22 protein-coding genes are annotated in these 26,027 nt (G+C 62.1%); 16 read left to right on the forward strand and 6 right to left on the reverse strand.

The window, feature by feature from the left end; genetic code table 11:
* Positions 1–38: 38 nt before the first annotated feature.
* Both L4G42_RS20695 and L4G42_RS20700 read right to left on the reverse strand, forming a co-directional pair.
* Positions 39–1,037 (reverse strand): bile acid:sodium symporter family protein, encoded by a 999-nt coding sequence (locus tag L4G42_RS20695; protein ID WP_237252375.1) that lies wholly within the window; start codon positions 1,035–1,037, stop codon positions 39–41.
* A 206-nt stretch (positions 1,038–1,243) separates the two neighbouring features.
* Positions 1,244–1,489, reverse strand: coding sequence for a hypothetical protein (locus L4G42_RS20700; RefSeq protein ID WP_237252373.1), 246 nt, complete (start codon positions 1,487–1,489; stop codon positions 1,244–1,246).
* Between the two features lie 735 nt (positions 1,490–2,224).
* Here L4G42_RS20700 and umuC point away from each other — a divergent pair.
* The 4 genes from umuC (at position 2,225) to L4G42_RS20720 (ending at position 7,715) form a co-directional block, all read left to right on the forward strand.
* Positions 2,225–3,505 (forward strand): translesion error-prone DNA polymerase V subunit UmuC, encoded by a 1,281-nt coding sequence (umuC, locus tag L4G42_RS20705; RefSeq protein WP_237252371.1) that lies wholly within the window; start codon positions 2,225–2,227, stop codon positions 3,503–3,505.
* 294 nt (positions 3,506–3,799) lie between these two features.
* Positions 3,800–5,662 (forward strand): hypothetical protein, encoded by a 1,863-nt coding sequence (locus L4G42_RS20710; protein ID WP_237252369.1) that lies wholly within the window; start codon positions 3,800–3,802, stop codon positions 5,660–5,662.
* A 335-nt stretch (positions 5,663–5,997) separates the two neighbouring features.
* Positions 5,998–6,426, forward strand: a complete 429-nt coding sequence (locus L4G42_RS20715) for a DUF2231 domain-containing protein (RefSeq protein WP_237252367.1) — start codon at positions 5,998–6,000, stop codon at positions 6,424–6,426.
* A complete protein-coding gene (locus L4G42_RS20720; protein WP_237252365.1) occupies positions 6,423–7,715 on the forward strand; it encodes a PQQ-dependent sugar dehydrogenase in 1,293 nt (430 codons plus the stop codon). Before L4G42_RS20715 ends, L4G42_RS20720 begins: the two co-directional genes overlap by 4 nt.
* A 183-nt stretch (positions 7,716–7,898) precedes the next feature.
* Here L4G42_RS20720 and L4G42_RS20725 read toward each other — a convergent pair whose 3' ends face one another.
* The 4 genes from L4G42_RS20725 to L4G42_RS20740 all read right to left on the reverse strand — a co-directional run bounded on the left by L4G42_RS20725 (position 7,899) and on the right by L4G42_RS20740 (position 14,439).
* Positions 7,899–9,197 (reverse strand): type III effector, encoded by a 1,299-nt coding sequence (locus L4G42_RS20725; RefSeq protein ID WP_419789393.1) that lies wholly within the window; start codon positions 9,195–9,197, stop codon positions 7,899–7,901.
* Positions 9,198–9,476: 279 nt separating this feature from the next.
* Entirely contained in the window at positions 9,477–10,490 is a 1,014-nt protein-coding gene (locus tag L4G42_RS20730) for a transglycosylase SLT domain-containing protein (RefSeq protein ID WP_237252362.1), read from the reverse strand.
* A 30-nt stretch (positions 10,491–10,520) separates the two neighbouring features.
* Positions 10,521–12,935: a type III effector HrpK domain-containing protein gene (locus L4G42_RS20735; RefSeq protein WP_272904035.1), complete on the reverse strand. Its 2,415-nt coding sequence runs from the start codon at positions 12,933–12,935 to the stop codon at positions 10,521–10,523.
* Between the two features lie 952 nt (positions 12,936–13,887).
* Positions 13,888–14,439 carry an RNA polymerase sigma factor gene (locus tag L4G42_RS20740; RefSeq protein WP_237252361.1) on the reverse strand — a complete coding sequence of 184 codons (552 nt, stop codon included), beginning with the start codon at positions 14,437–14,439 and terminating at the stop codon, positions 13,888–13,890.
* 259 nt (positions 14,440–14,698) lie between these two features.
* Between L4G42_RS20740 and sctW the strand changes: the two genes are divergently transcribed.
* Genes sctW through sctU form a run of 12 tightly spaced genes read left to right on the forward strand, consistent with a single transcriptional unit; the run spans position 14,699 to position 25,424 of the window.
* Entirely contained in the window at positions 14,699–15,811 is a 1,113-nt protein-coding gene (gene sctW / locus L4G42_RS20745) for a type III secretion system gatekeeper subunit SctW (protein ID WP_237252359.1), read from the forward strand.
* The gene (sctV, locus tag L4G42_RS20750) at positions 15,811–17,931 is read left to right on the forward strand and encodes a type III secretion system export apparatus subunit SctV (protein ID WP_237252357.1); all 2,121 of its coding nucleotides are present in this window, start codon (positions 15,811–15,813) and stop codon (positions 17,929–17,931) included. Before sctW ends, sctV begins: the two co-directional genes overlap by 1 nt.
* 18 nt (positions 17,932–17,949) lie before the next feature.
* Positions 17,950–18,942 carry a type III secretion system inner membrane ring subunit SctD gene (gene sctD, locus L4G42_RS20755; protein ID WP_237252355.1) on the forward strand — a complete coding sequence of 331 codons (993 nt, stop codon included), beginning with the start codon at positions 17,950–17,952 and terminating at the stop codon, positions 18,940–18,942.
* Complete coding sequence (locus L4G42_RS20760; RefSeq protein ID WP_237252354.1) at positions 18,939–20,288, forward strand: FliI/YscN family ATPase; 1,350 nt, start codon at positions 18,939–18,941, stop codon at positions 20,286–20,288. The genes sctD and L4G42_RS20760 overlap by 4 nt, the downstream gene beginning before the upstream one ends.
* A 4-nt stretch (positions 20,289–20,292) precedes the next feature.
* The gene (locus tag L4G42_RS20765; RefSeq protein ID WP_237252353.1) at positions 20,293–20,748 is read left to right on the forward strand and encodes a type III secretion protein; all 456 of its coding nucleotides are present in this window, start codon (positions 20,293–20,295) and stop codon (positions 20,746–20,748) included.
* Positions 20,745–21,305 (forward strand): type III secretion system HrpP C-terminal domain-containing protein, encoded by a 561-nt coding sequence (locus L4G42_RS20770; protein WP_237252351.1) that lies wholly within the window; start codon positions 20,745–20,747, stop codon positions 21,303–21,305. The genes L4G42_RS20765 and L4G42_RS20770 overlap by 4 nt, the downstream gene beginning before the upstream one ends.
* A gap of 3 nt (positions 21,306–21,308) precedes the next feature.
* On the forward strand, positions 21,309–22,199 hold the full coding sequence (locus L4G42_RS20775; protein ID WP_237252349.1) for a type III secretion system protein: 891 nt from the start codon (positions 21,309–21,311) through the stop codon (positions 22,197–22,199).
* Positions 22,189–22,632, forward strand: coding sequence for a FliM/FliN family flagellar motor switch protein (locus L4G42_RS20780; protein WP_237261174.1), 444 nt, complete (start codon positions 22,189–22,191; stop codon positions 22,630–22,632). Before L4G42_RS20775 ends, L4G42_RS20780 begins: the two co-directional genes overlap by 11 nt.
* Positions 22,629–23,282: a type III secretion system export apparatus subunit SctR gene (gene sctR / locus L4G42_RS20785; protein WP_237252347.1), complete on the forward strand. Its 654-nt coding sequence runs from the start codon at positions 22,629–22,631 to the stop codon at positions 23,280–23,282. The genes L4G42_RS20780 and sctR overlap by 4 nt, the downstream gene beginning before the upstream one ends.
* Before the next feature lie 7 nt (positions 23,283–23,289).
* Positions 23,290–23,556: a type III secretion system export apparatus subunit SctS gene (gene sctS / locus L4G42_RS20790; protein ID WP_065989232.1), complete on the forward strand. Its 267-nt coding sequence runs from the start codon at positions 23,290–23,292 to the stop codon at positions 23,554–23,556.
* Entirely contained in the window at positions 23,557–24,351 is a 795-nt protein-coding gene (gene sctT, locus L4G42_RS20795; RefSeq protein ID WP_237259772.1) for a type III secretion system export apparatus subunit SctT, read from the forward strand.
* Positions 24,348–25,424: a type III secretion system export apparatus subunit SctU gene (gene sctU / locus L4G42_RS20800; protein ID WP_237259771.1), complete on the forward strand. Its 1,077-nt coding sequence runs from the start codon at positions 24,348–24,350 to the stop codon at positions 25,422–25,424. Before sctT ends, sctU begins: the two co-directional genes overlap by 4 nt.
* Positions 25,425–26,027: the final 603 nt, after the last annotated feature.

Raw genomic sequence — 26,027 nt, forward strand, 5'->3', positions numbered from 1 at the left:
GGGGCTTTTTCACTACGCCATTCAGCGAATAAACACCCTCAAGGATCAACCTGCGCCATCAACTCCACCACCGGCTCCGTCCGCTTCGCATACCGCTGAGCCACCACCGCGCAGACCATCAGTTGAATCTGGTGAAACAGCATCAGCGGCAAAATCAGCAGCCCGATCGTGCTCCCCGCAAACAGCACTTGCGCCATTGGCACGCCGGTCGCCAGGCTTTTCTTCGAGCCGCAGAACAGGATGGTGATGCGGTCTTCCTGGTTGAAGCCGAACAGCTTGGACAGCAGGGTCGCGGCCACGAGCACCAGCGTCAGCAGCAGGCAGCACACCACCACCAGCCCTGCCAAATCCCAGACCGGTGTTTTCTGCCAGATGCCTTCATTCACGGCCTCGCTAAACGCGCCGTAGACCACCAGCAGGATTGAGCCCTGATCGACGAATTTCAGCCAGTTCTTGTTGCGTCCGACCCAGGCGCCAATCCAGCGCCGCAGGATCTGGCCGGCAATGAACGGCAGCAGCAATTGCACGCTGATCTTCACGATCGCATCAAGGGTCGAGCCGCCTTCGCCGTGGACGTTCAGCAACAGCGTAACCAGCAGCGGCGTCAGGAATATCCCGAACAGGCTGGAGGCCGCCGCGCTGCATATCGCCGCCGGAATATTGCCGCGCGCCAGTGAAGTGAAGGCGATCGCCGACTGCACCGTCGCGGGCAGCGCACACAGGTACAGAATGCCCATGTACAGGTCTTTGCCGATCAGCGGCGACAGCACGGGTTTGAGTGCCAGACCGAGCAAGGGGAACAGGACGAATGTCAGCCCGGACACCAGCAGGTGCAGACGCCAGTGCCCTGCTCCGGCGATGATCGATTCGCGGGACAGTTTGGCGCCGTGAAGAAAGAACAGCAGCGCGATGGCGATGTTGGTCAGCCAGCCGAAGCCAACGGCCACTTGCCCAGTGGCCGGCAGGAAGCTGGCGATGATCACCACCGTGATCAGCATGAGGGTGAAGTTGTCGGGGAGAAAACGGGGGCGGGTCATCTGCGTCATCCGAAGGTGCCAGGAACATGCCCGCCACTTTAGCGCGCAATGTACCTGCCGACTAACGCCAATATGTCGATCAATAGCGGCTAACGGACACTTCGGACGATCTGGACCTACCGATGACCTATTCCCGGCTAAAGCCGGTCCCACTAGAAGCAGCGGGAGCAGCTTGCCGGACGTTGCGTCCACAAGCGGCTCAGCGATTAATCCGGGTTATGCCAGGCCAGACCGCCCTGAATCACGCGCATCACGGTCACGCGACGCTGACCGGGATTATCGGCAATGAGCCGGGACAAGGCGGCTTGCCACTTCAGTATGTCTTTCTCTTTCGACAGCATCATCAGTTGTTCCCAGCCCATCGGGCCACGGGGGCCAGCCTGCGTAGCGGCTTTCTCGGGACTGTCTTCGCGTTTCAAGAGGTTTGCTGCAATTTCCGAGAGAGTACTCATGGCCGGCTCCTGGCATGCGCGTCGTAGAGCATGCCGATTCAAAACTAAAGGTGATTTCAGGAGTGCCTTCGCGCCAATTTTCTGTGATCGAGGCCGCCTGTAGCAGGGATGTAGCAAAGTTCAGACCAAGAGAGATATTGCCACCCGTTATTCATTTCCCCCCCTCAACGCTGTCCGGGAAAGACAGGGCTGATCACCCTGAGTTTTGCAGTGTGGCGGCCGACGTTTTCCCGGCTAAAGCCGGTCCTACTAATCACGCGCAGTCCTACAGTGGGACCGGCTTCAGCCGGGAAGAGGCCAGTCGGATCACCCTGAGTTTTGCAGTGTGGCCCCCGACGTCTTCCCGGCTAAAGCCGGTCCGACTAATCACGCGCAGTCCTCCAGTGGGACCGGCTTCAGCCGGGAAGAGGCCAGTCGGATCACCCTCGATTTTGCAGCGTCTCGCCAATGCCTTCCCGGCTAAAGCCGGTCCTACTGAATCCACAAAAATCGCCGCCCATGCGCGTCGGTCGGTCTTCCCGCCGAAGCAGTTGACCCCTCCCGGCAGAGCCGCTTAACTGTATATACATACAGCTAACGAAAAGCAGGGCTTCACCATGAACGTCGTTTTTCCAGGTTTTTCCGCTATTCCCTATGGCCTACGCCCCACGTCAGGCCGTCCAGCCGCCCTGCCCCGGGCCTGCACTCGCCGCCCGCCGATGAATCCAGTCACTGCCCGGTTCAGCGTGGGCCATCATGATTCCGTATGAGCGCACCTTCGCGCTGATCGACTGCAACAGTTTCTACGCCAGCTGCGAACGGGTCTTCCGCCCGGATCTGATAAGGACGCCCATCGTCGTGCTGTCCAACAACGACGGCTGCGTCATCGCGCGCAGCCACGATGCCAAGCCGTTCGTGAAAATGGGCGCGCCCTATTATCAGATCAAGGACGACCTGCGCCGTGCCGGGGTGGTGGCGTTCAGCAGCAATTACGCGTTGTACGGCGATATCAGTGAGCGTGTGATGACGATCATCGAGTCGATGGTGCCGGCGCTTGAGGTGTACAGCATCGACGAAGCATTCGCCGAGCTGACCGGCATCCCCGGCGACCTGAAACAGTTTGGCCGGGGCATTCGCGAGCGGCTGATCAAATGCACCGGCATCCCGGTGGGCGTGGGCATTGCGCGGACCAAGACGCTGGCCAAACTCGCCAATCACACCGCCAAGCGGCTGTCACACATCACCGGCGGCGTCGTCGATTTGAGCGATCCGTTCAAACGCGACTGGACCCTGCGCAACACCCATGTCGGCGAGGTCTGGGGAGTCGGCAAACGCATGAGGGCGCACCTCGAAGGCATGGGCATCAAGACGGCGATGGACCTGGCCCGGGCCGACCCGTGGACCTTGCGCAAGACCTTCAGCGTGGTCATCGAAAAGACCGCCCGCGAGCTGGCCGGCACGCCGTGCCTGGAGCTGGAAGACGTCACGCCGCCGAAACAGGAAATCTGCTGCAGCCGAATGTTTGGCGCACGGGTCACCGACATCGAACCGATTAAAGAGGCGGTCGCGACCTACACCCAGCGCGCCGCCGAAAAGCTTCGGGCGCAGAACTCGCTGTGCAAGAAGATCCGCGTCAGCATCCGCACCGGGATGTTCAACCCCGAGGAGGTCAAGTACGCCAACGCCGCATTGGTGGAACTGCCCTACCCCACCAACGACGTGCGCCTGATGACCAAGGCGGCGACCGAAGCGGTCAATCGGCTGTTCCGGCCGGGCTTCAAATACAGCAAGGCCGAAGTGCTGTTGATGGATTTGCGCCACCCGGGCGAATTCACCGATGACCTGTTCGCCCATTCGCAACCCACCGACGCCGGCAAGGTGATGGAGGTGCTTGATGAAATCAACACGCGATGGGGGCGGGGCACACTGCGCTCGGCCAGCGTCCCGGCCGCGCCGGAATGGGCCATGCGCCGAGACCTGATGAGCAGCAGTTACACGACGCGGGTTGATCAATTGTGGACGGTGAAAGCGAACTGAGCCTTACGCTTGATGCGCCAACGGAACCGTAGCCCCGAAGAGCGCCACACAGGGTCTTTGTCTGGGGAAGCCTTCGTTATGCCGTCGAATCGTATTTCTTCTCTGCCCTTGCGTCCGAACGTGACTGCGCCTCAGGAGGAAAGTCGCGCTCAACCCGGCGCCTCCTCATCCCGTCATCGACGCACCCGAACCGGCGAGCCACGACCCGAACCTCGCAAGCGACCGGACCCCATCAAACCAGGTAAAGATCAGGTTTACCTGTCTGCCAAGCGCGGCCCGATCATCGACCTGAACATGGAAGTCACCCAGCCGTTGGTTGAATGCCGCCATCTGGCGTTCAACTATTTGTTCGCGGATGAACCAACGGGGCTGCGCGGGGGCAAGGATTTTCTGGACGGCGTGGCGAAATCCAAACCCGACTTGCAAACCTTCTACACTCACCCCAGTGACCCTCACGCCCGCGCCGACAATGGCACGGACGAACTGGAGTTCAGGACCGGGCGTAACAACCCATTGCTGACCCCAGCGCATTTCCCACGCTGGCTGGACGATATGGTTCGGCAGGTCGTCGACAAGGGCCTGCCTGAGGCCCGAATCATGCTACGCACCTACAACCATGATTTGCCGGTCCACATTCAGAACAAAGATCAACGAATTACCGTAGCGTTTTACGACCCCAATGATACGAACGTGCATCGCCGGATCGAGCGCTATCCCGACAAAAGCATTTCCGATGTCACCTTCGACCAGGCGTTTCCTGACAATGAAGGCTATTTCAAGGCCGGCAGATACCCCTTCATACAGGCGGTGAGCGGCGATGTGGGCCATCCAGCGAATGACATGAAATACTTTCGCGATGGCTCCAGGTTACCTGTTCAAGTGGACAAGAAATTGCTGTTCAGCCTCTGGAACGTCAACTCCAGCCAGGCGTTTCTGGGTTTGTGCGAATACATGAGTCGCAAGGGGCTGGTTGGCAGCAAGGCGGTTCCTTATCTGCAGGCCAATCCAGAACGTTTGCGTCGGTTTGCGCAAGGCGTGATCGACAAGACGATGAACTATGACTTGCAGCACCGCAGTTTCAGGGTCATGGCCACTGGATTGAGCACCTTGAAAGTATCCCCGTCGGTGGCCAGACAGATCCTCGCACCCAGGGTTGAAGGTGCACGCAACCCGATAGGATGCGCGCTGCATTCGAAAACGAGCCATCCCGAGTTCGTCACCGACTACCTGCGTTTATTACGAGTTGCAGGGCTGCGCAGTGCTGACAGGTTCGATGTTATCCGCGGCGAGCCCGGCGATAACAATGTGGCGGTGGCAATGGAGCATCAGAAACTGAATGACTTTCATCGCCTGTTTGACGAACTTGAAAAGCTGCGTCTCGACAAAGGCCAGCTGGCCGGGCTTCTGGGTGCCAGAACGTCGAGTGGGGGGACAGCGTTGAGCGACGCCGCATCGTTCGGCCACCCTGCGATGGTCGACGCCTTCGTCAAGCGAGTCAGTCAGAGCGCCGCGCTGGACAAAAAGGAGAAACATCGTCTGCTGCAAGGCAAGGATAACGACGTCGATACATGCCTTCAGCGTGCCGCTGCCTACGAGGACGCGGGGTGCATCAGCGCATATCTGAGTGCTTTGCGAAGCGGCGATTTCAGCTCGCGGGAGCTGGGCAAATTGCTCGGCAACCCCGAACAGGACCAGCCAAACATCATCCCGGACATCTGCCTGTCGCCAAGCACTGGCTGGACGCCAAATGCCGTGGCGAACGTCAAGGCAATGCTGGTGGCCTACTTTAGCGGGATCGCCGCGTTATCCCTGCAACCCCGCACGCTGCACAAAGTGCTCGCGCCAGGCGAGGCAGAAAGCAACGCCGCCTGCCGGGTCATTTCGGGCAACGACCCGGATGTGAGCGCCGCATTCAATGCCGTACTGGACGGCTTGCCCCCGGCGGACGCCATCGACCTCATCAAGGGAAGCACGGCGCATGGCCGCAGCACCCTGGACCTGTTGCGCACGGCCAACGACGCTCATCTGGAAACAGGGTACTTCAAACTGCTCGACCGCCAGCAGCAGCGACTGACCGCTACGCGCGCGGGTGAACGGCAACATGCCGAGCATCAATCAGACCAGTTCAGGCGTCGGCATTTGGTCGGTGAGCACTGAGCCGCTGTGACCGCTTTCGAGCCCCACGCACGTTGCGGCGTGGGGCTTGATAGCGTTCGCAGTCAAGCCTGACCTTTCCCGAACACCAGGGCTACCGCCTCGCCAACAACCGCGCCAAATCCGGGACTTGTTCTGAGTTTCCAATGCAGCGGATCCCTGATGAGCTATCGAGCGCTGCGCACCCTGCACGTGCAGGCGTAACGGCATATTCATAACGCCCCAAATTCGGTGAACTATGTTCCCGGCGAATTGATCCCAAACGATGCGCATCCTGCGCGGCCCTGATGGGTCAGTTCATCTGCACAGCATAAGCGTCAGTAAAATAGGGAGCCGTCGTGAACACTACCACCCATCTTGTCTACAGAAGCCCGCCAGGCCCGCTACACGCGATAATGCTTGGCGGAACCGTCCCGCTGTTTCTCGGCGCATTGCTGAGCGATATCACCTACTTTCAGACTTACCAGATTCAATGGAGCAACTTCGCCTCCTGGCTTATCGCCGGGGGGCTGGTGTTCTGCGGACTCGCGGTGCTGTTCGCGCTCGTCAATCTGATCCGGGCCGATCGCAAAGCCGGGCGCCCCGTGATCTACCTCGTCTTGTTGGTGGTGACCTGGGCACTGGGGCTCGTCAACGCCTTTGAACATGCCAAGGATGCCTTCGCCACCATGCCGTCGGGCCTCATTCTCTCTGCACTGACCACGCTGTTGATTGGCGTGACGGCGTGGCTGGGACTCACCAGCATCCGTTCGGGAGAAGGACAATGAGCCACTCGATCAAACTGACCGCGATCAGCATGGCGTTGTTATTAAGCGGCTGCGGTGACGCAGGGGATAACAGCCAGGCGCTGGGTCCTGACCCGAAAATGCCGGCCCCCCAGCGCGGTCTTTTACCCAGCATGAAGATTGCAGAACCGACGTTGTGGGGCGATCAGAAGCCGACAGTCCCTGAGGGTTACAGCGTGACGGCCATCGCCGCCGACTTGCAGATTCCTCGCCAGACGCTCGTGCTGCCCAACGGCGATATCCTCGTGGCTGAAGGTCGCGGCGGAAACGCCGCGAAACTCAAACCCAAGGACGTGATCGCGGGGTATATCAAGGCCCAGGGCAACACCAAGGTTAAAGGCGGCAACCGCCTGACCTTGCTGCGGGATGCAGACGGCGACGGCGTCTACGAGACGAAGACGGTATTCGCGGAAAACCTCAACGCGCCCTATGGGTTGGCGTTTGCCAACGGCAAATTGTACGTGGCCAACCAGGACGAACTGGTTCGTTTCGATTATGAAGAGGGTCAGACCAAAGCCAGCGGCCCACCGATCAAGGTCACTGACCTGCCCGGTGAAATCAACCACCACTGGACCAAGTCACTGGCCGTCAGCGACGACGGCCGCACCTTATATGTAGGCATCGGTTCGAACAGCAATGTGACCGAGCGCGGCATGGAGGTCGAACTTGACCGGGCGAGGGTTTGGCAGGTAGACGCCGAGACGGGGGCCCACAAAGCGTATGCGACCGGTATCCGTAACCCGACGGCGTTAACCATCCAGCCGCAAACCGGCCAGTTATGGGCAGTGGTCAATGAGCGCGATGAACTGGGCCCGGATCTGGTACCGGACTACCTGACCTCGGTTCGCGAGGGTGCATTTTACGGGTGGCCGTACAGCTATTGGGGCCAGAACGTAGACACGCGTGCCCAACCGCAGAACCCGAAAATGGTCGCTGCCGCCATCAAACCCGACTACAGCCTCGGGTCCCATGCCGCTGCGCTTGGCGTGGATTTTTCCATCCCGGCGATGGGCGAAAAGTACGCCGAAGGGGTGTTCGTGGGCGAACACGGCAGTTGGAACCGGGAGAATCCGGTCGGTTACAAAGTCATTTTCGTGCCGTTCAGCAATGGACGTCCCGAGGGCGAGCCGGTTGACTTCGCGACCGGCTTTCGGGGTGCCGACGGGAAAACCCGCGGGCGGCCAGTCGGCGTAACGGTGGACCCACGTGGAGCACTGATCATCGCCGACGACTTGTCGAACACCTTGTGGCGGGTCACTCGTAATCGATGAAGGATGATTCCAGGCAGGGCAAACCTGCCTGGAATGCACAAAGGCCGTTACCGCTCCACTGGCGTGGATTGATTCAGGCTGCTCACGTTGGGCATCCAGCAAGCTACTAACCCATGGGCAACCGACCGACACCGGCACGATGAGGCCGAAGCACCTTGCCCTCGGTCTCGGGTGGCCAACCGCTCAAGCCATATCAATATCAGGATTGCGATCCCGCCGACGTACGTGGTTGTCGTATTCGGCGCGCAAATCCGCAGCCGTGGTCACCGCAGCGCGGGCCGTCCGGTCAGCCAGCGAGCCCACCGCCCTGCCCCCGGCAACAGCTTGATCGCCAACGAATGTCGCGGTCGCAGACGCAGCGTGTTTGACGCCATTCTGCAGCAAGTCTTCGGCGGCTTCGGTGGCCGGGCCGGTGACGACGCCGGCAGTGGTCCAGCCGGCGAACACCGCTGATGAGGCAGCGGTGTTGGTCAACTGGCTGACAGCGGTTTTCAGGTACGGGTTGCTGATGTTCTTTGTCGCCATTTCCTGAAGTTTGCCGACACCCGCGAATCCGCCGGCCAGGGCGAGGCCGTTTTGCGTCAGGCTGGTGGCGGAGACCAGGCTGCGGACGGACTTGCTGGTGTCGGTCAGGATATCGAGGGGCATGCCTGCCAAGCGCTTGCCGGCGTTGAGGGTGGCGCCGGTGTAGCTCGCGTCCTTAATGCCCTGGTATGCCGCCAGCCAGTCGGTTTCTTCATCGAGCGGTTTCGTGTCAGTGTCTTTGCGCCCGAAGACGAACGCACCGCCGCGCTGGTGATCGCGGTTTTCGGTAGTGTGCATGCGGTTGCCGAACACGCCATTGGCGACCAGCCCCCCCGCTGAGGAAATGATGGTGTCGGTCAGGGCCTGGGCTTTGGGGCTGCCGGCCAGCGTGGTGGCGACCCCGGCGCGCAGCAGATTACGCGCGCTGTAACCCTGAATGCCGATCCCCATGTCAACGCTTTGCTTGGTCAGGCCGGGCGCATTGCGCTTGGCGGACTCGGCGAGGGCGTCGTGCAACTTTGACGCAGGTGCCTTGAGGTAATGGGCGTCACCGGTGACGCGGTTCATGACCCCGGTGCCGACCTGATCCATAACCCCCGACACGGCGCCGGCGATGAACGGCGTGAGGGGCTTGAGTGGCGCCGGCAGCCAGGCGCCCTGGGTGATTTCCGGCTTGGCGTACTGCAGCACGGTGGCACTGGCAAAGGGAATCGCGCGAAATGCGCTAGAGCTGCGTGTTGCAAGGCGATCAAGTTTCTCCGCCTTGGCCAGCGTGTCGGCAATGGTGGCGGGTGTTTCGTTGAGTCCGTGGAGGACCCGCGCGCGGCTGTCGGCAATGGCGTCGAGCTGCGCATTGCTCCGCGCGACGCCGGCATTGTGCTCGTTGATCTCCGCCAGCTTGGCGACGCTGACGTTACGAGGTGCCTGCATAGGCGTCTGTCGATGGCCGGCGAACACCTGAGTCTTGAGGTATTCCGAGATCGCCCGGATTTCCGTCTCGGCGGTGGCCGCGCTGACCTGATTGACCGCGCCCGTGCCCTGCGCGCCGTCAGCGCCTTCGGCACCGTGCGTGGCGGTGGCCGACGCGGTGTGCAGTGGCAGATGGGTCGATAATGATCTGTTGATTCCGTCCACGTTGTTACCCCCTATGGGTCAGTGCCCTCGAGGGGCACTTCACGCTTTGAGAGGAGAGCGACACCTGCTCGCCCCGCCCTCCCAATGGATTGACGACGAAGGTCAGGCCGGCAATTGCCCCTGACCGCTTTCGATGATTTTTGCGAAGTTCATGACGTTGTCGACGTACTTCGGATCGCCCACACCGCCGACATCCCCGAGGTTGCCCTTGTTGACCTTGTCCGGGCCCGAGTTGTAGGCGCGCAGTGCTGAGCCCCAATCACCAAAGGTCTTCTGCTGATCGCGCATGTAAAGCGCGCCGGCCATAATGTTGTCGTGGGCGTTGTTCACGTCAGCGTTGCCGAGCTCTTTGGGGTTGTCTTGCTTGAGGGCCGCGAACGTGTCGGCGTTGACCTGCATCACGCCCGCATCAGTCTTGCCGTTGACGTTGGTGGTGTCCTGGCCCAACTGACCGCGCGACTCGGCCCAGATCTGCCCGGCCAGAATGCTCGGCGGCACGCCGGTGGCCTTGGACGCGTCCATGATGTCGTTGCGGTATGGCTCAAGCTGTTGCGGCAGATGCAAGTCGCCCGAGCCACTGAGGGAGGTATCGCTAGACACCGCACCAGCATTGGCCGCAGGTGCAGCAGCCGCTTGTGTACCTCCAGCACCTTCCGCAGCGCCACCGCCACCGCCCGCACCTTCGGCACCTTCCGCAGCGCCGCCACCGCCCGCACCCTCGGCACCTTCCGCAGCGCCGCCACCACCGCCCCCGCCGCCGGTTACCGCATTGTTCTGTGCAGCAGGATTGCCGGTTTGATTGGGATTGTTCTGCATCAGCATTTGCATCAACTGCATGATCAACGCCATGAGCTGCTGCGCGATGCCGTTCTGGTCGGCGCCACCGGCGAGGGGGTTGGCGGCGTTGGTTTTCGAGTCCTGGTTTTCAGGCGATCCGAAGTTGACCTGGGACTGCCCGGCATGGGCAAACAGAATCGAGCTCGCGTCGAGCGCCTGACCGGCGCCGCCGCCACCGCCCAGTGAGTTGCTCTGGCCGGGCTTGCCGCTCAGGGATGAAAAATCCGGATGGGCGGCGGGATCGCTCAACGGCCGAATCTGGGAAATACCGATACTCATGATCACTTACCTCTTTAGGGTTAGGAAACATCAATGGGCTTTGGGGATGCCGAACTGATCGAGGACCGGATCGACGTTGTGATCGAAGGCCTTCTGGGCCTTGTGCTTCTTGACGGCTTCGATGATGGCGGAGATGCCGAAACCCAGGCTCATGGCCGCGTCGGCGATCCAGCCAATCACGGGAATCGAGGCACCAATGGCAGCGCCGGCGGCCAGCCCCGCTGCTTCTCCCACGACCATGCCGGCGACACGGCCGCCGACTTTCGCCGCCACCTCGCCCAGCCCCGCGCGCCCGGCGGATTTCGCCACGGCGTCATAACCGTGCTTGGCCGCGGAGAGTCCGGATTTGGTGCTGTCGTAAATCGTCCTGGCGGCATCGGTTTTGTCGCCGCGGGCGAGCATGTCTGACACCGAGGCAAAGCCTGCCACCGAGCGCAGCGCTGAAGGGCCCATATTCGAGGCGACTTGGGCGGCCATCGACGGCGCGTGGTCTTTGTCGCCCTGGGCATTTTCCAGCACCTTGCGACCGCTCTTGGTGTTTTCCAGGTGGTTGAAGGTGGACTCGACGTAGCGCGACTGCTGGCTCTGCACGAAGGTGTCGGGCAGCACGCTGTCATACGCTGCCTTTTGCGCATCGGCTGTTTGCAACGCCTCTTCGCCATCGGCTTTCTTCTGATCGAGCAACTGCCTGACGGCGCCGCCTTCACTGAAGTTGCGCACGTACGAATCCTGAATCTTGCCCTGCAGATCAGGCCGCTGACCGAGTACCTGTTGCGCGGTCGGCACATTGGCGTTGTCGCCGAGCAGGTCTTTCTGCATCTGCAACTGCGCCGACAACCCACCAAGGGCGCTGCTGTAATCGGCGTTCGGCTTGTCTTTTTTGGTGGCCTTGTCGGCAGTGTTCAGGTCCGCTTGCAGGGCCTCGCCGCTGTTGACCTTCTGCATCTGCTCGTTGACGGCCTTCTGCAGCGACGGCGTACTGCCGACCAGCGCCCGCGACTGCTGCGGTATCTGTTTGTCGAGGAATGCCTGGACGTCAGGATCGGCCTGCAACTGGCCGATCTTTTCATTCAGCGCATCTTCGGTCTTGCCGGTTTTGCGCAGGTCCTGGCCGGCGACGACGCTCTGTTGGGTCTGCTGCAACTTGATCATGACGGCGGCTTTCTGCTCGCCGCTGTAGGCCGAAGGGTTGTCGAAGACGTCTTTGCCCAGCTTGGAGATATCGACGTTCGCGACTGAATTGAGGGTGGCCGCATCGCTGAGCACGCTGGCAAATTCACCGCCGTTGGTGGGCGCCTGCTTGCTGATCCAGTCGCTGATGTTCTTGGCGTTGAACAGCTTGTCCGGGCTGTGGGCCGCCAGCGAACGACCGCTCAGGCCACCCTGATCGATCTGGGTGAGAAACCCGGGCTGCGACCAGGTTTTCGCCGCCTGCTTCAACGGCCCGGCCAGTCCCGGATTGTCGTTCTGAATCGCCTTGAGGCCGTCGGCGCTGGTCAGGCCATCGACCTTGGTTTTGCCGTCGGCGCCCAACGCATGCTTGGGGTCGGCGGCCTTGGTCAGCGGATCGTTGGCGCGCATCAATGCAGCGCTGCGGACCATTTCCAGAGATTGAGGGTCGGCATCGGGATGGTCTTTCTGGTAGTTGGAAATGTCCTTGTCCGCGCTGTCGGCGGCTTTTTGCATATTCTTGGCGAAGGCCTTGAGGTCGCCGTCGGTGATCTTGCCGTCCGCTTTACCGCCGTGCTTGCCAGTGTCCACAGCGGTTTTCAGCGATGGGTTGGCGTTGATGAAGTCCATGGCCTTGGCCGCATCCGGACCTTTTTCAGCGGCCATGCGCGCAGCGGCGATGGGGCGATTCAGCTCTTTGGCCGCCTGCTCGCGTTGATCCGCTGGCAGGTTGGCGACCATTGGCGCCCAGCGCTCAAGCTCCTTGGGCGATGAATATTTCGAGTCGTCGAGAAACGCTGCTTCGGTGGCTTTGGGTTCCTCGGCCGGTTTTGCAGCCTCGACCGGCGCTGCGGGGGCTGCGGGGGCTGCGGCGTCGGCTTGGGCGACAGGCTGCGGATTGCCCGTGGGGACGGCACCGGACGTGGGCGTGTTTTGCGTAGCGGTGTCGGGAGATGATGTGGCGGTCCCGGGCGCCGACTGAGCTTGCCCCTTGAACAGCTGCATGAGCTGAGTCAGCAATGAAAGCAACTGCTGTTCAGTGCTTTGGGTTTTACCGGAAAGAGGGCCAGCAGTGCCTGTGCTGCCAGGCGCATTGCCGGCAAATGCACTGTTCGCCGGTAACTGCTGGGTCGAGGCGCCGAAGCGGATATTCGGGTCTACCCCACCCTTCTGCAACGGCGCCGATTTAGGGTCAGTCAGCGGCGATCCCTGGGCGGCATCGGCGCCGGCAGATTGGGGGGCAACGCCGTTGTACGGAGTGCTTGAGATACGCATGAGTCGTCATCCGGGTATGGGGAATGGCAACTGTGTGGCTGCTGCGCCGCGTCGGTTCCGATAAATGTTGCAATTTGTTTCCCAACTACCGAGCGGGCCGTCCGCACACTTCGGAGGGGGTATGAGGATGGAGGCTTCCTGGCTAAAGCCGGTCCCACAACGTTCGCGTTCAGCCAGTCCCACTGGATGCACGCGATGCTTTTTAGTGGGACCTGCTTCAGCCGGAAAGAGGCCTGTGTGAACACGATCAATCTTGCGGTGTGACGCCCGACACCTTCCCGGCTAAAGCCGGTCCCACAAAGATCGCCCTCAGCCAGTGCCACTGGATGCACGCCATGCTTTTTAGTGGGACCGGCTTCAGCCGGGAAGAGGCCTGTGCGAACACGATCAATCTTGCGGTGTGACGCCCGACACCTTCCCGGCTAAAGCCGGTCCCACAAAGATCGCCTTCAGCCAGTGCCACTGGATGCACGCCATGCTTTTTAGTGGGACCTGCTTCAGCCGGGAAGAGGCCTGTGTGAACACCACCAATCCTGCGGCGTGACGCCCGACGCCTTCCCGGCTAAAGCCGGTCCCACAAAGATCGCGTTCAGCCAGTGCCACTGGATGCACGCCATGCTTTTTAGTGGGACCGGCTTCAGCCGGGAAGAGGCCTGTGTGAACACCACCAATCCTGCGGCGTGACGCCCGACGCCTTCCCGGCTAAAGCCGGTCCTACAAGGGCATTGTCCAGTTCCATCATGTGTGCACGCCGCGTTCCCGTAGGACCGGCTTCAGCCGGGAAGAGGCCTGTGTGAACACTATCAATCCTGCGGCGTGACACTCGACGTCTTCCCGGCTAAAGCCGGTCCCACACAGTTCGCGTTCCGTCAGTCCCACCAGGGTCAACCGCCAATAACCAAGATGTCGGCGCAGGCGCAGGCTGATCAACACACTCGCGCTCGGCGGGCACTCAGGCAAACGGGTCCATCTGCCGCTTGAGTTGCTCCCGGGCCCGGGACAGGCGTGAGCGCACGGTGCCGATCGGCACGCCAAGGGACGACGCGGTTTCCTGATAATTGCCGTCCATTTCCAGCGATACCTCGATGACTCGCTGCATGTTCGACGGCAGCGTGCCAATCGCCCTGACGACTCGCACCAACTGACGATGGCCGTCAACCTGATGGCCGATGTCGCCATGGCTGTCGGGTTCGGAATGGGTGTGGTCTTCCCAGCTTTCCTGGTACGGCTGGCGGTACATCTTGCGAAAGTGGTTGCGGATCAGGTTGAGCGCGATGCCACACAGCCAGGTCTGGGGTTTGCTCGCGTGTTGAAACTTGTGCTCGCTGCGCAGCGCTTCCAGAAAGGTGCTTTGCAGAATGTCGTCGACATCTTCCGGGTTCATGACCCGCTTCTGAATGAAGCCGCGAATCATCTTGATCTGATCACTGGTCAGGTGACGTATCCCTTGAGCGGGACGGCGCACTGGGGAGTCAATGTCGAGAATCGCAAGGTTGGAAAACATCAGGGCTCTTCCTTGTTTTGAGTGTATTAGCCCTATAGCGATATGCGTGCCATCCATTAATATCATTTAAATCATTGATTTTTATCATTTAAAACAATCTGAAAGTACAATGCTGTGCAAATCTTTGCGCGAACACGCTGTTTCTCCGACGAGATTTGGCACAGATGCCCCTGCGCGCAAATAGATGGAACCGCTTTGCCGCCGCGCTCCACTCAGAGCCCATGACCAGGCCCCGAACCGAGCTATCCAGAGCCGACTTATGAAGATCGCCGCCCCCTCTGCCCCACAGGCATTGCAAACCCCTGCGATCGCGCCGGCAAAAATGCAGGCGCCTGCGCCCGCGCCGCTGCATGCCAATCCGCCGAACGTCAACGGCACCTCGCCGCAACAGGTCGCGCGGTTCGCTTCGGCATTGGTGCAGCAGAGCCGCAGCCTCAGCCAGCGGGAGCTGCTCGCCAGCGGCAACGCCCTGCAATCGCGGGCGGTGAAACTGGGCGAGCTGTATCAGCTGTTGATGGGCAGCCAGGACAAAGGCCTCGACGATGCCGCGCGTAACTTGCGCAAACAGTTGCAAAACCAGAACGCTTCGAGCCTGGCGCAGATTCTGAGCTACACCGACGGCGACCCGGCCAAGGCCCATGTGATGCTGCAAGCAGCAAGAAAGCAGGCCCAGGCCGACGGTGAAATGGGCGAGCACGTGGTCCTGAGCCAGCAGCTCAAGCAATTGCGTCGCCAATACGGCAAACGCACCCGCGCCGGTATCAATAGCGCCAAGGCGTTTTCCCGGCCGAAGTTGGACACCAAGCGGCGCAGCGCCCTGCGCAATCTTTACAGCGTGGCGGTGGCCGGGCAGCAGAACATCACCGGGCTGATCGACGCGCTGATCAACGAGCAGGACGAACCCGGCGAGTTCGAACTGAACCTGCGGGACATGCGCAGCGCCCTCGCCGACGACCTCTCATCGCTCACCCCATCCACCTCGCCGCAGCAACTGCGCACGTTGATGCACGGCCTGAACACCGCGCGGCACGTCACCACCCTGCTGCGCAGTTGCGAGCATCTGCTGGGTCGCATGCGCAACAAGAACCCCGGGCTGCAAGTGGATTCGTCGGCCTTCCTCAAACACCTGCTGGCGCTGTCGGGTAAGGGCATGAGCCTGGGCGAAACCCTGCAACTGACCCAACACATCGGCGGCACTCAGCTCAAGCATCAACTGGCGTTTCTCAACGGGCTGCGGCCCATGCTGCAACAGCTGCCGATTCTGCTCTGGCGCGACATGAAAAGCCGCCAGAACGCCTTGGGCAACCTGCTCATTCTCATGGCCGAACTGACTCGGCAGGAACAGAACCAGCTCCAGGGGGGCCTCGCCTGATGGATCGTGTCATTAACCTGCTCAACTCGATCGCGCACGCCGCCATGCGCCGCTCGGAAATCGTCGGTGCGTTCGTGGTCATCGCCATCGTGTTCATGATGATCACCCCGCTGCCCACCGGGCTGGTGGACGTGCTGATCGCCATTAACATCTGCATCTCGTGCCTGTTGATCATGCTGGCGATGCACCTGCCCCGCCCGTTGGCGTTCTCGACCTTCCCGGCGGTGCTGCTGCTGACGACGATGTTTCGTCTGGCGCTGTCGATTTCCACCACCCGCCTGATCCTGCTCAATCAGGACGCCGGGCACATCGTCGAAGCGTTCGGCCAGTTTGTCGTTGGCGGCAACCTGGCGGTGGGCCTGGTGATCTTCCTGATCCTCACCGTGGTCAACTTCCTGGTCATCACCAAGGGCTCGGAGCGGGTGGCGGAAGTCGGCGCGCGTTTCACCCTCGACGCGATGCCGGGCAAGCAGATGTCCATCGACAGCGACCTGCGCGCCAACCTGATCAGCGTCCACGAAGCGCGCAAACGGCGTGCCGAGCTGGGCAAGGAAAGTCAGCTGTTCGGCGCCATGGACGGGGCCATGAAGTTCGTCAACGGTGACGCCATCGCCAGCTTGATCATCGTTGCCATCAACATGATCGGCGGCATCGCCATCGGCGTGGTGCAGCACAACATGACCGCTGGCGATGCCTTGCAGGTGTACACCGTGCTGACCATCGGCGACGGCCTGATCGCACAGATCCCGGCGCTGCTGATTTCGGTCACCTGCGGCATGATCATCACCCGCGTGCCCAGCGGCGAAAACGGCGTCGAAGCCAACATCGGCCGGGAGATCGCCGAGCAGATCACCAGCCAGCCCAAGGCGTGGATCATCGCGGCGGTGGCGATGCTTGGATTCGCCGCGTTGCCGGGCATGCCGACGGCGGTGTTCGTGGTCATCTCGATCATCTGCGGCGTCGGCGGCCTGCTCCAGCTGCACCGCGCCAAGCCCAAGGCCGAGCAAGCCCAGGCCGTGGCCGTCGCGCCGGAAATGAACGGCCGCGAAGACCTGCGCACCTTCTCCCCCAGCCGCCAGTTCGTGCTGCATTTTCACCCCAGCCAGAACCCGGCGCAGATCGACGCACTGGTCAGCGAAATCCGTCAGCGGCGCAATCGGCTGGTCGTGCAATACGGCCTGACCCTGCCCTCGTTCATCATCGAAACCAGCGAGCTGTTGCCACCGGACGAGTTTCGTTTTTCGGTCTACGAAGTGCCGCTGCTCCGGGCTACGCTCAGCCAGACCCACGTCGCGGTGGACGCGCGTTCGGTGGAAGGCTCGCCTGATTCGGGGGTGTACGGCAGCCTCGAGCGCGAGGAAGGTCAGTGGTTGTGGCTGCCGACCGACGCGCCGCAACTGCAGGAAGCCCACCTGGAACGCATCGACGCGACGACGCTGATCATCGAGCGCATGGAGCGCGCGCTGCAGTCGTGCGGGCCGCAGTTCATCGGCCTGCAGGAAACCAAGGCGATCCTCGGCTGGCTCGAATCGGAGCAGCCGGAGCTCGCCCAGGAAATGCAGCGCGTGCTGCCGCTGGCGCGCTTCTCGGCGGTGCTGCAACGCCTGGCCTCGGAGTGCGTGCCGCTGCGGGCGATTCGGGTGATTGCCGAAACCCTCATCGAGCACGGCCAGCATGAGCGCGAAGTCACGGTGCTCGCCGACTACGTGCGCATCGCCCTGAAATCTCAGATCTACCACCAGTATTGCGGCCCCGAAGGCCTGTTGGTCTGGGTGCTGACGCCGGAGAGCGAAGGCATTCTGCGCGACGGCTTGCGCCAGACCCAGACCGAAACCTTCTTTGCGCTGGACAACGAAACCAGCCAGTTGCTGGTGCAGCAGCTGCACATCGCCTTCCCGCTGCGCAGCGCCCAGCGCGCCGTGTTGCTGGTCGCGCAGGATTTGCGCAGCCCGCTGCGCACCCTGTTGCAGGAAGAGTTCTATCACGTGCCGGTGCTGTCGTTTGCCGAAATCAGCAACGCGGCGCAGGTCAAGGTGCTGGGGCGCTTCGATCTGGAAGATGACTTCGAGAGCGATCACGAAGACGATCCGCACGCGCTGGATAACGAGTACGCCGCTTGAGTGCCTGGAGAGCGTCACATGTTTGAATTACGCGTATTGACCGGCCTGCACCAGGGCGCCGCGCTGCCGCTGGTGGGTGAGCAATGGGGCATTGGCGCCGATGCCGACCAGGATCTGGCGCTGCATGATCCCGGTGTCGAACAGCTGCACTGCCGTCTGCAACGTCAGGGCGACGGTTGGCTGCTCAACGCCGCCGACGGCCCTATTGCCGATGAAGAGGGACACCTTCACGCCAGCACCTTGCTCACCCCTAACACCGCGTTTGTGCTGGGTTCGGTGTGGCTGTGCGTGTCACCGGCGCAAGACCCCTGGCCATCGCTGCCTGCCGTGATTCCTCAAGCGCGGTCCGAGCAGACGGCGCAGACCGAGGCACCGGCCAGCGCGCCGCTGGAGAAGGTCGAGTCGCGCTCGCGCTTCTTCAATCGCACCACCGGCGTGGTCATCGGCGTGTTGCTCGGCATTGCCGGCAGCGCCTGGAGCCTGAGCCGCAGCGCGACGCCCGCTTCAGAGCAACTGGCGATCAGTTCGCCGGCGCAGCAGCTCGCTAAACAAGAGGAGCGGCCCGTCAGGCCTTCAACGGCAAAGAGCAAAACAGCCGAGCAGCCCGCCAGCAAGCGCATCCGGCTGACCAGCGTCGATGACGTCAAGCGCCAGCTCAACACCATGCTCAGCGAGCGTCTGCTCAGCGATGTCAGCGTGGAGCAAACGCCCGACGGTCTGGCGTTGAGCGGCAATCTCAAGCCTGAATCGCAGCTGGTGTATCAGCGCATGCTTCAGCGCTTCAAAGACCGCTATGACACGCCGGTCGCGTTAATCGACAACGTCGCCGCCGGGACCAGTGGCCTGCCGTTCACCATCGTGCAGATCATGTCCGGGCCCAATGCGCATCTGGTCACAGCGGACGGTCGCCGGCTGTACGTCGGCGACGAACTGGCCGGGCTGCGCCTGACGCGCATCGATGACAACCGCATTCAATTCGACGGCGATCGCCACTACGAGGTCAGCTGGTGAACGCGGCGCTGGATCAATGGAAATCTGCTCACCGTCAGCGCCTGAAGGGCTTTTCTGCGGTGAAGGTTAGCGGCCGAGTCAGTGCCGTCAGCGGCATCTTGCTGGAGTGCCAGATCCCCGCAGCCAAGGTCGGTGACCTGTGTGAAGTCAGCAAGTCCGACGGCAGCACCATGCTCGCTGAAATCGTCGGTTTCACCCGCGACTGCACGTTGCTCAGTGCCCTCGGCACCCCGGACGGCATTCAGGTCGGCGCGCACATTCGGCCGCTGGGCATGGCCCATCGGATCGGCGTCGACGACAGCTTGCTGGGCAGCGTGCTCGACGGTTTCGGCCGTCCGCTGCTGGGCGATTCAGAAGGCGCCTTCGCCGGGCCCGGTGATCGGCGGGTGACCCTGCCGGTGATCGCCGACGCCCTGCCGCCGACCCAGCGGCCACGCATCAGCAGAGCATTGCCCACAGGCGTGCGCGCCATCGACAGCGCGATTCTGCTCGGCGAAGGCCAGCGCGTTGGCTTGTTCGCCGGCGCCGGTTGCGGCAAGACCACGTTGATGGCAGAGCTGGCGCGCAACATGGACTGCGACGTGATCGTCTTCGGCCTGATCGGCGAACGGGGGCGCGAGCTGCGCGAATTTCTCGACCACGAACTGGACGCCACATTGCGCGCGCGATCGGTGCTGGTCTGCGCGACCTCGGACCGTTCCAGCATGGAACGCGCCCGCGCAGCCTTCACCGCCACGGCCATCGCCGAAGCCTTTCGCGAGCGCGGCCTGAAGGTGTTGTTGCTGCTGGATTCCCTGACCCGTTTCGCCCGGGCCCAGCGCGAGATCGGCATTGCCGCCGGCGAACCCCTCGGGCGCGGCGGCCTGCCGCCTTCGGTCTACACCCTGCTGCCCCGCCTGGTCGAACGGGCCGGCATGAGCGAAAACGGCTCGATCACCGCGCTCTACACCGTGCTGATCGAACAGGATTCGATGAACGACCCGGTCGCCGACGAGGTGCGTTCGCTGCTCGACGGCCACATTGTGCTGTCACGTAAATTGGCCGAGCGCGGGCATTACCCGGCCATCGACCTGCAGGCCAGCATCAGCCGGATCATCAGCAACGTCACCGGCCGCGAGCACCAGCAGGCGAACAATCGGTTGCGTCGCTTGATGGCGGCGTACAAGCAAGTGGAAATGCTCCTGCGCCTGGGCGAATACCAGCCCGGCAGCGACCCGGTGACCGACTGCGCCGTGCGGCTGAACGAGCCAATCAATGCGTTTCTGCGCCAAGACCTGCGCGAGCCGGTCCCGCTGCAAGAGACCTTGGCGGCGCTGATGCAACTCACCTCGCAACTGCCGGAGTAGTGGCGTGGAAGAAGAGCTTGAAGTCGATCCGCAAACCCTCGCCATGGAACAGGTCATCAGCGTGCTCACGCCGCTGCGTCAGCATCGCCAGGCCAGTGCCGAACGGGCGCAACGGCATGCGCAAAAGACCCTGGAGCACATGCACGACCACCTGCAGCAGACTCGCGATTCCTACACGCAGGAACGCCATAACCAGCGCGAACGCCGGCAGGTGTTGAGCAGCGCCCACGTCAACAAGGCGATGTCGCTGGACGACCTCGAACGCTGGCACGAGAAGGAAAACCGCATGCTCGACCGGCTCGCCTATATCCGCCAGGACATGGCCCGCCAGGAGTTGGGCATCGAGGAACAACAGCAGCGACTCGCTCAGGCCAGGGACGCTGCGAAAGCGTCTCAGCGCGCCGTGGAAAAACTCGCCTGCCTGGCCGAGGCCCTCAACGAACAAGGTGAATCGACATGAACAGCCCGGTGCAACACCCACCTCGCCCGCAACCGCAGCCCCGTGCCGAGACGCCGCGCGCGCCCACGCCTTCGCCATCCCCTGCCGCGCCGGGCGACACGCGCCAGCCGCTGGCCAATATGCGTCGCGCCGATGCCGAACGCCTGCGGCGGTTGTGCGATGAATCCGCTGCGCCTGCGTCGTTGAGTGCCGACGGGATGTTTTTCTCCCAGCTGTTGGTGCCGCCGGTGAAGGAAGAGCAGAGCGAATCGGGGTTCGCCGGCAGCAGCTTCAGCACGTTGTTCCCTGCGGAAGGCGTGCCAACGCAGCTGATCGACGAACTTGCGCAACGCCTGCCCCAGCAACCGGACGGCCCGTTGAGCCTGACCTTGCTGATGCCCAATCTGGGCAAGGTGCAGGTCAACGCCAACAAGCGTGACAACCAGTGGAGCATCGAACTGGGCTTCGCCCGGCGTGGCGTGCTGAAACGCTTGCAGCCCCATCAACGCAACTGCGAAAGCGCGCTGGAACAGGCGCTGGGCTGTGATGTTGATCTGTCGTTGCATGAGGAGGCATAGGCAATGAACTCGGACATGAATTCGGACGTGAGCAACGTGGGCATGGGTGGATTGGACGTGAACCACCTGAACATCAGCCGCCCGAACCCTGTAGGACTGGCTTTAGCCGGGAACCCGTCGTTCAGTCCGCTGCAACTGCGGGAAGTCAGCAGCGCCGTCGCCGAAGCCTCACGTTTACTGGGCGCCGGCGTGAGCTTCGGCTACACCGCCCAGGGCCAGCGCGGCGAACTGACCCTGAGATTGATGCCCGGCGATGACCGCTCGCCCTTCGTAGGACCGGCTTTAGCCGGGAATGCCTCATCGCTCACGTGGTTCGAAAGCGCCCTCGGCCCCTTTGCCCTGAGCGACGCCGAAGCGGTGCTCAGCCTGTTGGGCGAACTGCCGGTCACCCTCGGCGGCGAACATCAGCCGTGGTACTGGCAGTTGGTGAATCAGCGCATGAGTACACAACTGGCGGAACTGCTTTGCCCTCTGCGGCCACTCAGCGATATCACTGCGCTGTCCGCCGAGGGCGAAAGCCCGAATACCGCGCCGATGACCTGCAGGCTGCAACTGCGGCTGGGTTCGCAGGTGTTGCACGCACAGCTCTGCGCAGACGCGCGGGTCATGCTGCAACTGCTGGGCCGCCATGAATGGCAGCCGCACCGGCAGAACGTCGCGCCAGACTGGCCCATCCGCCAGCCGCTGGTATTGGGCGAGCTGTCGTTGAGCCTCGACCAGTTGGCGTCGCTGCAACCGGGGGACGTGCTGCTGCCGTCGCTGTGTCATTTCGATGATGAAGGTGGCGGGCGCCTGCAACTGGCGGGTCGGCAATGGGCAGTGCAGACGGACAGCCGCGCAGAGCAGCTGTATGTACGGTTCAGCCACGAGGAAGACTTGGGACATGGTCAATGAAGAATTGTACGAAGACGAGATCGAGGATCTTGCCGACGATGAGTCGACCGATCCCGCACTGAACCATGGGACCGGCTTTAGCCGGGAAGCTTTTGAAGCACCGGACCCTCACGCCACCGAGAGCGAGTGGCAGGATGAAACTTCCTCCGATGGCTACGGGGATGAACATGACCAGCCTCAATCAACAGAAACCCACACCTCCCTCGATTCCCTCGATCAACTGCCGCTGGCCCTGACCCTGCGCTGCGGCAGCCTCGAACTGACCCTCGGCGACCTGCGCCGCATCGCTGCCGGCACCGTGTTACCCGTCAACGGCGTCACGCCCGGTTTCGCCACCTTGTGCCACGGCGAACGCGTCGTCGCGGAAGGCGAACTGGTCAGCGTCGAGGGCCGGCTCGGCCTGCAAATCACACGCATGGCGTCCCACCCATGATCATGGACGGGATGAACCCGGTGATGCTGGCGCTGTTTCTCGGCGCCCTGTCGTTGATTCCGTTTCTGTTGATCGTCTGCACGGCTTTTCTCAAGATCTCCATGACCCTGCTGATTACCCGCAACGCCATCGGCGTGCAGCAGGTGCCGCCGAACATGGCGCTGTACGGCATCGCCCTGGCCGCGACGATGTTCGTCATGGCCCCCGTCGCCCACGAAATCCAGCAGCGGGTTCACGATCACCCGCTGGAGATGGGCAGCACCGACAAATTGCAGGCCAGCGCCAACACCGTCATCGAGCCGCTTCAGCGCTTCATGAGCCGCAACACTGACCCGGAAGTCGTCGCCCACCTGCTCGACAATACCCAGCGCATGTGGCCCAAGGACATGGCCGATCAGGCCAGCAAAAGCGACCTGCTGCTGGCCGTGCCCGCCTTCGTCTTGTCCGAGTTGCAGGCCGGTTTTCAGATCGGCTTTCTGATCTACATCCCGTTCATCGTCATCGACCTGATCGTCTCCAATCTGCTGCTGGCGCTGGGCATGCAGATGGTCTCGCCGATGACCATTTCGCTGCCCCTCAAACTGCTGCTGTTCGTGCTGGTGCAAGGCTGGACGCGCCTGCTCGACAGCCTTTTCTACTCGTACATGTGAGGCAGTGATGGAAGCGCTGGCGTTGTTCAAGCAGGGTATGTTTCTGGTGGTGATTCTCACGGCGCCGCCGTTGGGGGTCGCCGTACTGGTCGGCGTCATCACTTCGCTGTTGCAGGCGCTGATGCAGATTCAGGACCAGACCCTGCCCTTCGGCATCAAGCTCGCCGCCGTCGGCCTGACCCTGGCCATGACCGGGCGCTGGATCGGTGTCGAACTGATCCAGTTCATCAATCTGGCCTTCGACCTGATCGCCCGGTCCGGCGGCGCGCACTAGATGCCCTTCGACGCCCAGGGCCTGTTCGAACTGATGCTGGGCATGGGGCTGGCGGCGGCGCGCATCCTGCCGTGCATGATTCTGGTACCGGCGTTCTGCTTCAAATACCTCAAGGGCCCGCTGCGTTACGCGGTGGTGCTGGTGGTGTCGATGGTGCCGGCGCCGAGCATCAGCCGCGCGCTGTCGGGGATGAACGACGACTGGTTTTCCATCGGCGCGCTGCTGCTCAAAGAGGCCGTGCTCGGCACCCTGCTCGGCCTGTTGCTGTACGCGCCGTTCTGGATGTTCGCCTCGGTGGGCGCGCTGCTCGACAGCCAGCGCGGCGCCTTGAGCGGCGGCCAGCTCAACCCCGCGCTGGGGCCCGACGCGACGCCGCTCGGCGAGCTGTTTCAGGAAACGTTGATCATGCTGGTGATTCTGTCTGGCGGCTTGTCGCTGATCACTCAAGTGATCTGGGACAGTTATCTGGTCTGGCCGCCCACCGCCTGGCTGCCCGGCATGACCGTCGACGGGCTCGACCTGTTTCTCGAACAACTCAACCAGACCCTCCAGCACATGATGCTCTACGCAGCGCCGTTCATTGGTTTGCTGCTGTTGATCGAGGCCGCGCTGGCGATCATCGGCCTGTACGCGCAGCAACTGAACGTGTCGATTCTGGCCATGCCGGCCAAGAGCATGGCGGGCATCGCCTTCCTGCTCATCTACCTGCCGACGCTGCTGGAACTGGGCAACGGACAGATCATGCAGCTCGCCGAGCTGAAGCATTTGCTCGGCCAACTGGTGCATGTGCCGTGAGCGAAAAAACCGAAAAAGCCACCCCCAAACAACTGCGCGACGCCCGCGAAAAGGGCCAGGTCGGGCAGAGCCAGGACCTGAGCAAACTGCTGGTGCTGCTGGTCGTCAGCGAAGTGACTTTCGGCCTGGCGGATGAAAGCGTCGCGCGGTTGCTGCACTTGATGACGCTGTCGTTCCTGGGCGTTGGCCAGCCCTTCATGCATACGCTGGAGCAGGTCGCCAGCGAAGGCGCGAGTGTGCTGATCGGCTTCATTCTGAGCAGCGTCGGCGTCGCCATGTTGATGCGGCTGGTGGGCAGCTGGATACAGATCGGGTTTCTGTTTGCGCCCAAGGCGCTGAAGCTGGACTTCAACAAGCTCAACCCGTTCGCTCACGCCAAGCAGATGTTCTCGGCGCAGAGCCTGACGACCTTGCTGCTCAGCATTCTGAAAGCCACGGCCATCGCGGCGACGCTGTATGTGGTGGTGAAGCCGTCGCTGGGCACGCTGATTTTGCTGTCAAGCACGGACCTGACGACGTACTGGCATGCGCTGTTGCAGGTGTTCCGGCATATCTTGCGGGCGACGCTGGGGTTGCTGTTGGTGATCGGCGCAGTCGATTTTGCGCTGCAGAAGTACTTCCACGCGAAGAAGCTGCGGATGAGCCATGAGGACATCAAGAAGGAATACAAACAGTCGGAGGGTGACCCGCATGTGAAGGGGCATCGTCGGCAGTTGGCCCATGAGTTGTTGAACCAGGCACCGACTGCGCCACCGAAGCCGGTGGAGGATGCGGACATGCTGGTGGTGAATCCGACCCATTATGCGGTGGCGCTGTATTACCGTCCGGGCACGACGCCGCTGCCGCAGATTCACTGTAAGGGTGAGGATGATGAGGCGCTGGCGTTGATCGCGCGGGCGAAGAAGGCGGGGATTCCGGTGGTGCAGAGTATCTGGCTGGCGCGGACGCTTTATAAGGTCAAGGCGGGCAAGTACATCCCGCGGACGACGCTGCTGGCGGTGGCGAATATTTATCAGATCGTGCGGCAGCTGGAAGAAGTGACGGACGAGGTCATTCGGATTGATGATGTTTGATTAGGATCAAGAGCAAGAGCGTCTGCCTGGGGGCAGACTGTTTCGCCTTCGGCGAGTTACTTGGAAAAGCACCCCAAGTAACCAAAGGTGCTTGCTCCTGGTTGGGCCCCTCGTTCCTCGGGGTCCCTTCACTCCGGTCCCGCTCCGTGGGCCCGCTGCCATCCGCCATCCATGGCGGGGGGCAGCTCTCGCCGCATCCATGCGGCTCGACCCACTGCGCGAGACCTGCGTTCAGCCTGCACCCAAGTCGCGATAGGTGTCGCTTGGACTTCCTGCGTAGAAGATCAAAAGCAAAGGCAAGAGCAAAAGCTTCCCGGCTAAAGCCGGTCCTACAGTCGAGGTCGCAGCCACTTCTGATCGTTCCCACGCTCCGCGTGGGAATGCATCCTGTGACGCTCCGCGTCACCTGCCCAGGCCTTGATGCGCGTCGTCTGCGGGACGCGGAGCGTCCGGGGCTGCGTTACCACGCGGAGCGTGGGAACGATCATCACAACGCGCACGTCGTAGGACCGGCTTCAGCCGGGAAGCCTTTGATCTGCTTTTGATCTTCGTACACAAAAAGCCCAGACACCGCCAATCGCGACTTTGGTGCAGGCTGAACGG

Source organism: Pseudomonas petrae (assembly GCF_021728295.1).
GTDB classification, from domain to species: Bacteria; Pseudomonadota; Gammaproteobacteria; order Pseudomonadales; family Pseudomonadaceae; genus Aquipseudomonas; species Aquipseudomonas petrae.

Bases quoted from the DNA above. Each gene is read 5' to 3' on its own strand.
- L4G42_RS20695 (WP_237252375.1), bottom strand. From the start codon at position 1,037: ATGACCCGCCCCCGTTTTCTCCCCGACAACTTCACCCTCATGCTGATC.
- L4G42_RS20700 (WP_237252373.1), bottom strand. From the start codon at position 1,489: ATGAGTACTCTCTCGGAAATTGCAGCAAACCTCTTGAAACGCGAAGAC.
- umuC (WP_237252371.1), top strand. From the start codon at position 2,225: ATGATTCCGTATGAGCGCACCTTCGCGCTGATCGACTGCAACAGTTTC.
- L4G42_RS20710 (WP_237252369.1), top strand. From the start codon at position 3,800: ATGGAAGTCACCCAGCCGTTGGTTGAATGCCGCCATCTGGCGTTCAAC.
- L4G42_RS20720 (WP_237252365.1), top strand. From the start codon at position 6,423: ATGAGCCACTCGATCAAACTGACCGCGATCAGCATGGCGTTGTTATTA.
- L4G42_RS20730 (WP_237252362.1), bottom strand. From the start codon at position 10,490: ATGAGTATCGGTATTTCCCAGATTCGGCCGTTGAGCGATCCCGCCGCC.
- L4G42_RS20735 (WP_272904035.1), bottom strand. From the start codon at position 12,935: ATGCGTATCTCAAGCACTCCGTACAACGGCGTTGCCCCCCAATCTGCC.
- L4G42_RS20740 (WP_237252361.1), bottom strand. From the start codon at position 14,439: ATGTTTTCCAACCTTGCGATTCTCGACATTGACTCCCCAGTGCGCCGT.
- sctW (WP_237252359.1), top strand. From the start codon at position 14,699: ATGAAGATCGCCGCCCCCTCTGCCCCACAGGCATTGCAAACCCCTGCG.
- sctV (WP_237252357.1), top strand. From the start codon at position 15,811: ATGGATCGTGTCATTAACCTGCTCAACTCGATCGCGCACGCCGCCATG.
- sctD (WP_237252355.1), top strand. From the start codon at position 17,950: ATGTTTGAATTACGCGTATTGACCGGCCTGCACCAGGGCGCCGCGCTG.
- L4G42_RS20770 (WP_237252351.1), top strand. From the start codon at position 20,745: ATGAACAGCCCGGTGCAACACCCACCTCGCCCGCAACCGCAGCCCCGT.
- L4G42_RS20775 (WP_237252349.1), top strand. From the start codon at position 21,309: ATGAACTCGGACATGAATTCGGACGTGAGCAACGTGGGCATGGGTGGA.
- L4G42_RS20780 (WP_237261174.1), top strand. From the start codon at position 22,189: ATGGTCAATGAAGAATTGTACGAAGACGAGATCGAGGATCTTGCCGAC.
- sctR (WP_237252347.1), top strand. From the start codon at position 22,629: ATGATCATGGACGGGATGAACCCGGTGATGCTGGCGCTGTTTCTCGGC.
- sctS (WP_065989232.1), top strand. From the start codon at position 23,290: ATGGAAGCGCTGGCGTTGTTCAAGCAGGGTATGTTTCTGGTGGTGATT.
- sctT (WP_237259772.1), top strand. From the start codon at position 23,557: ATGCCCTTCGACGCCCAGGGCCTGTTCGAACTGATGCTGGGCATGGGG.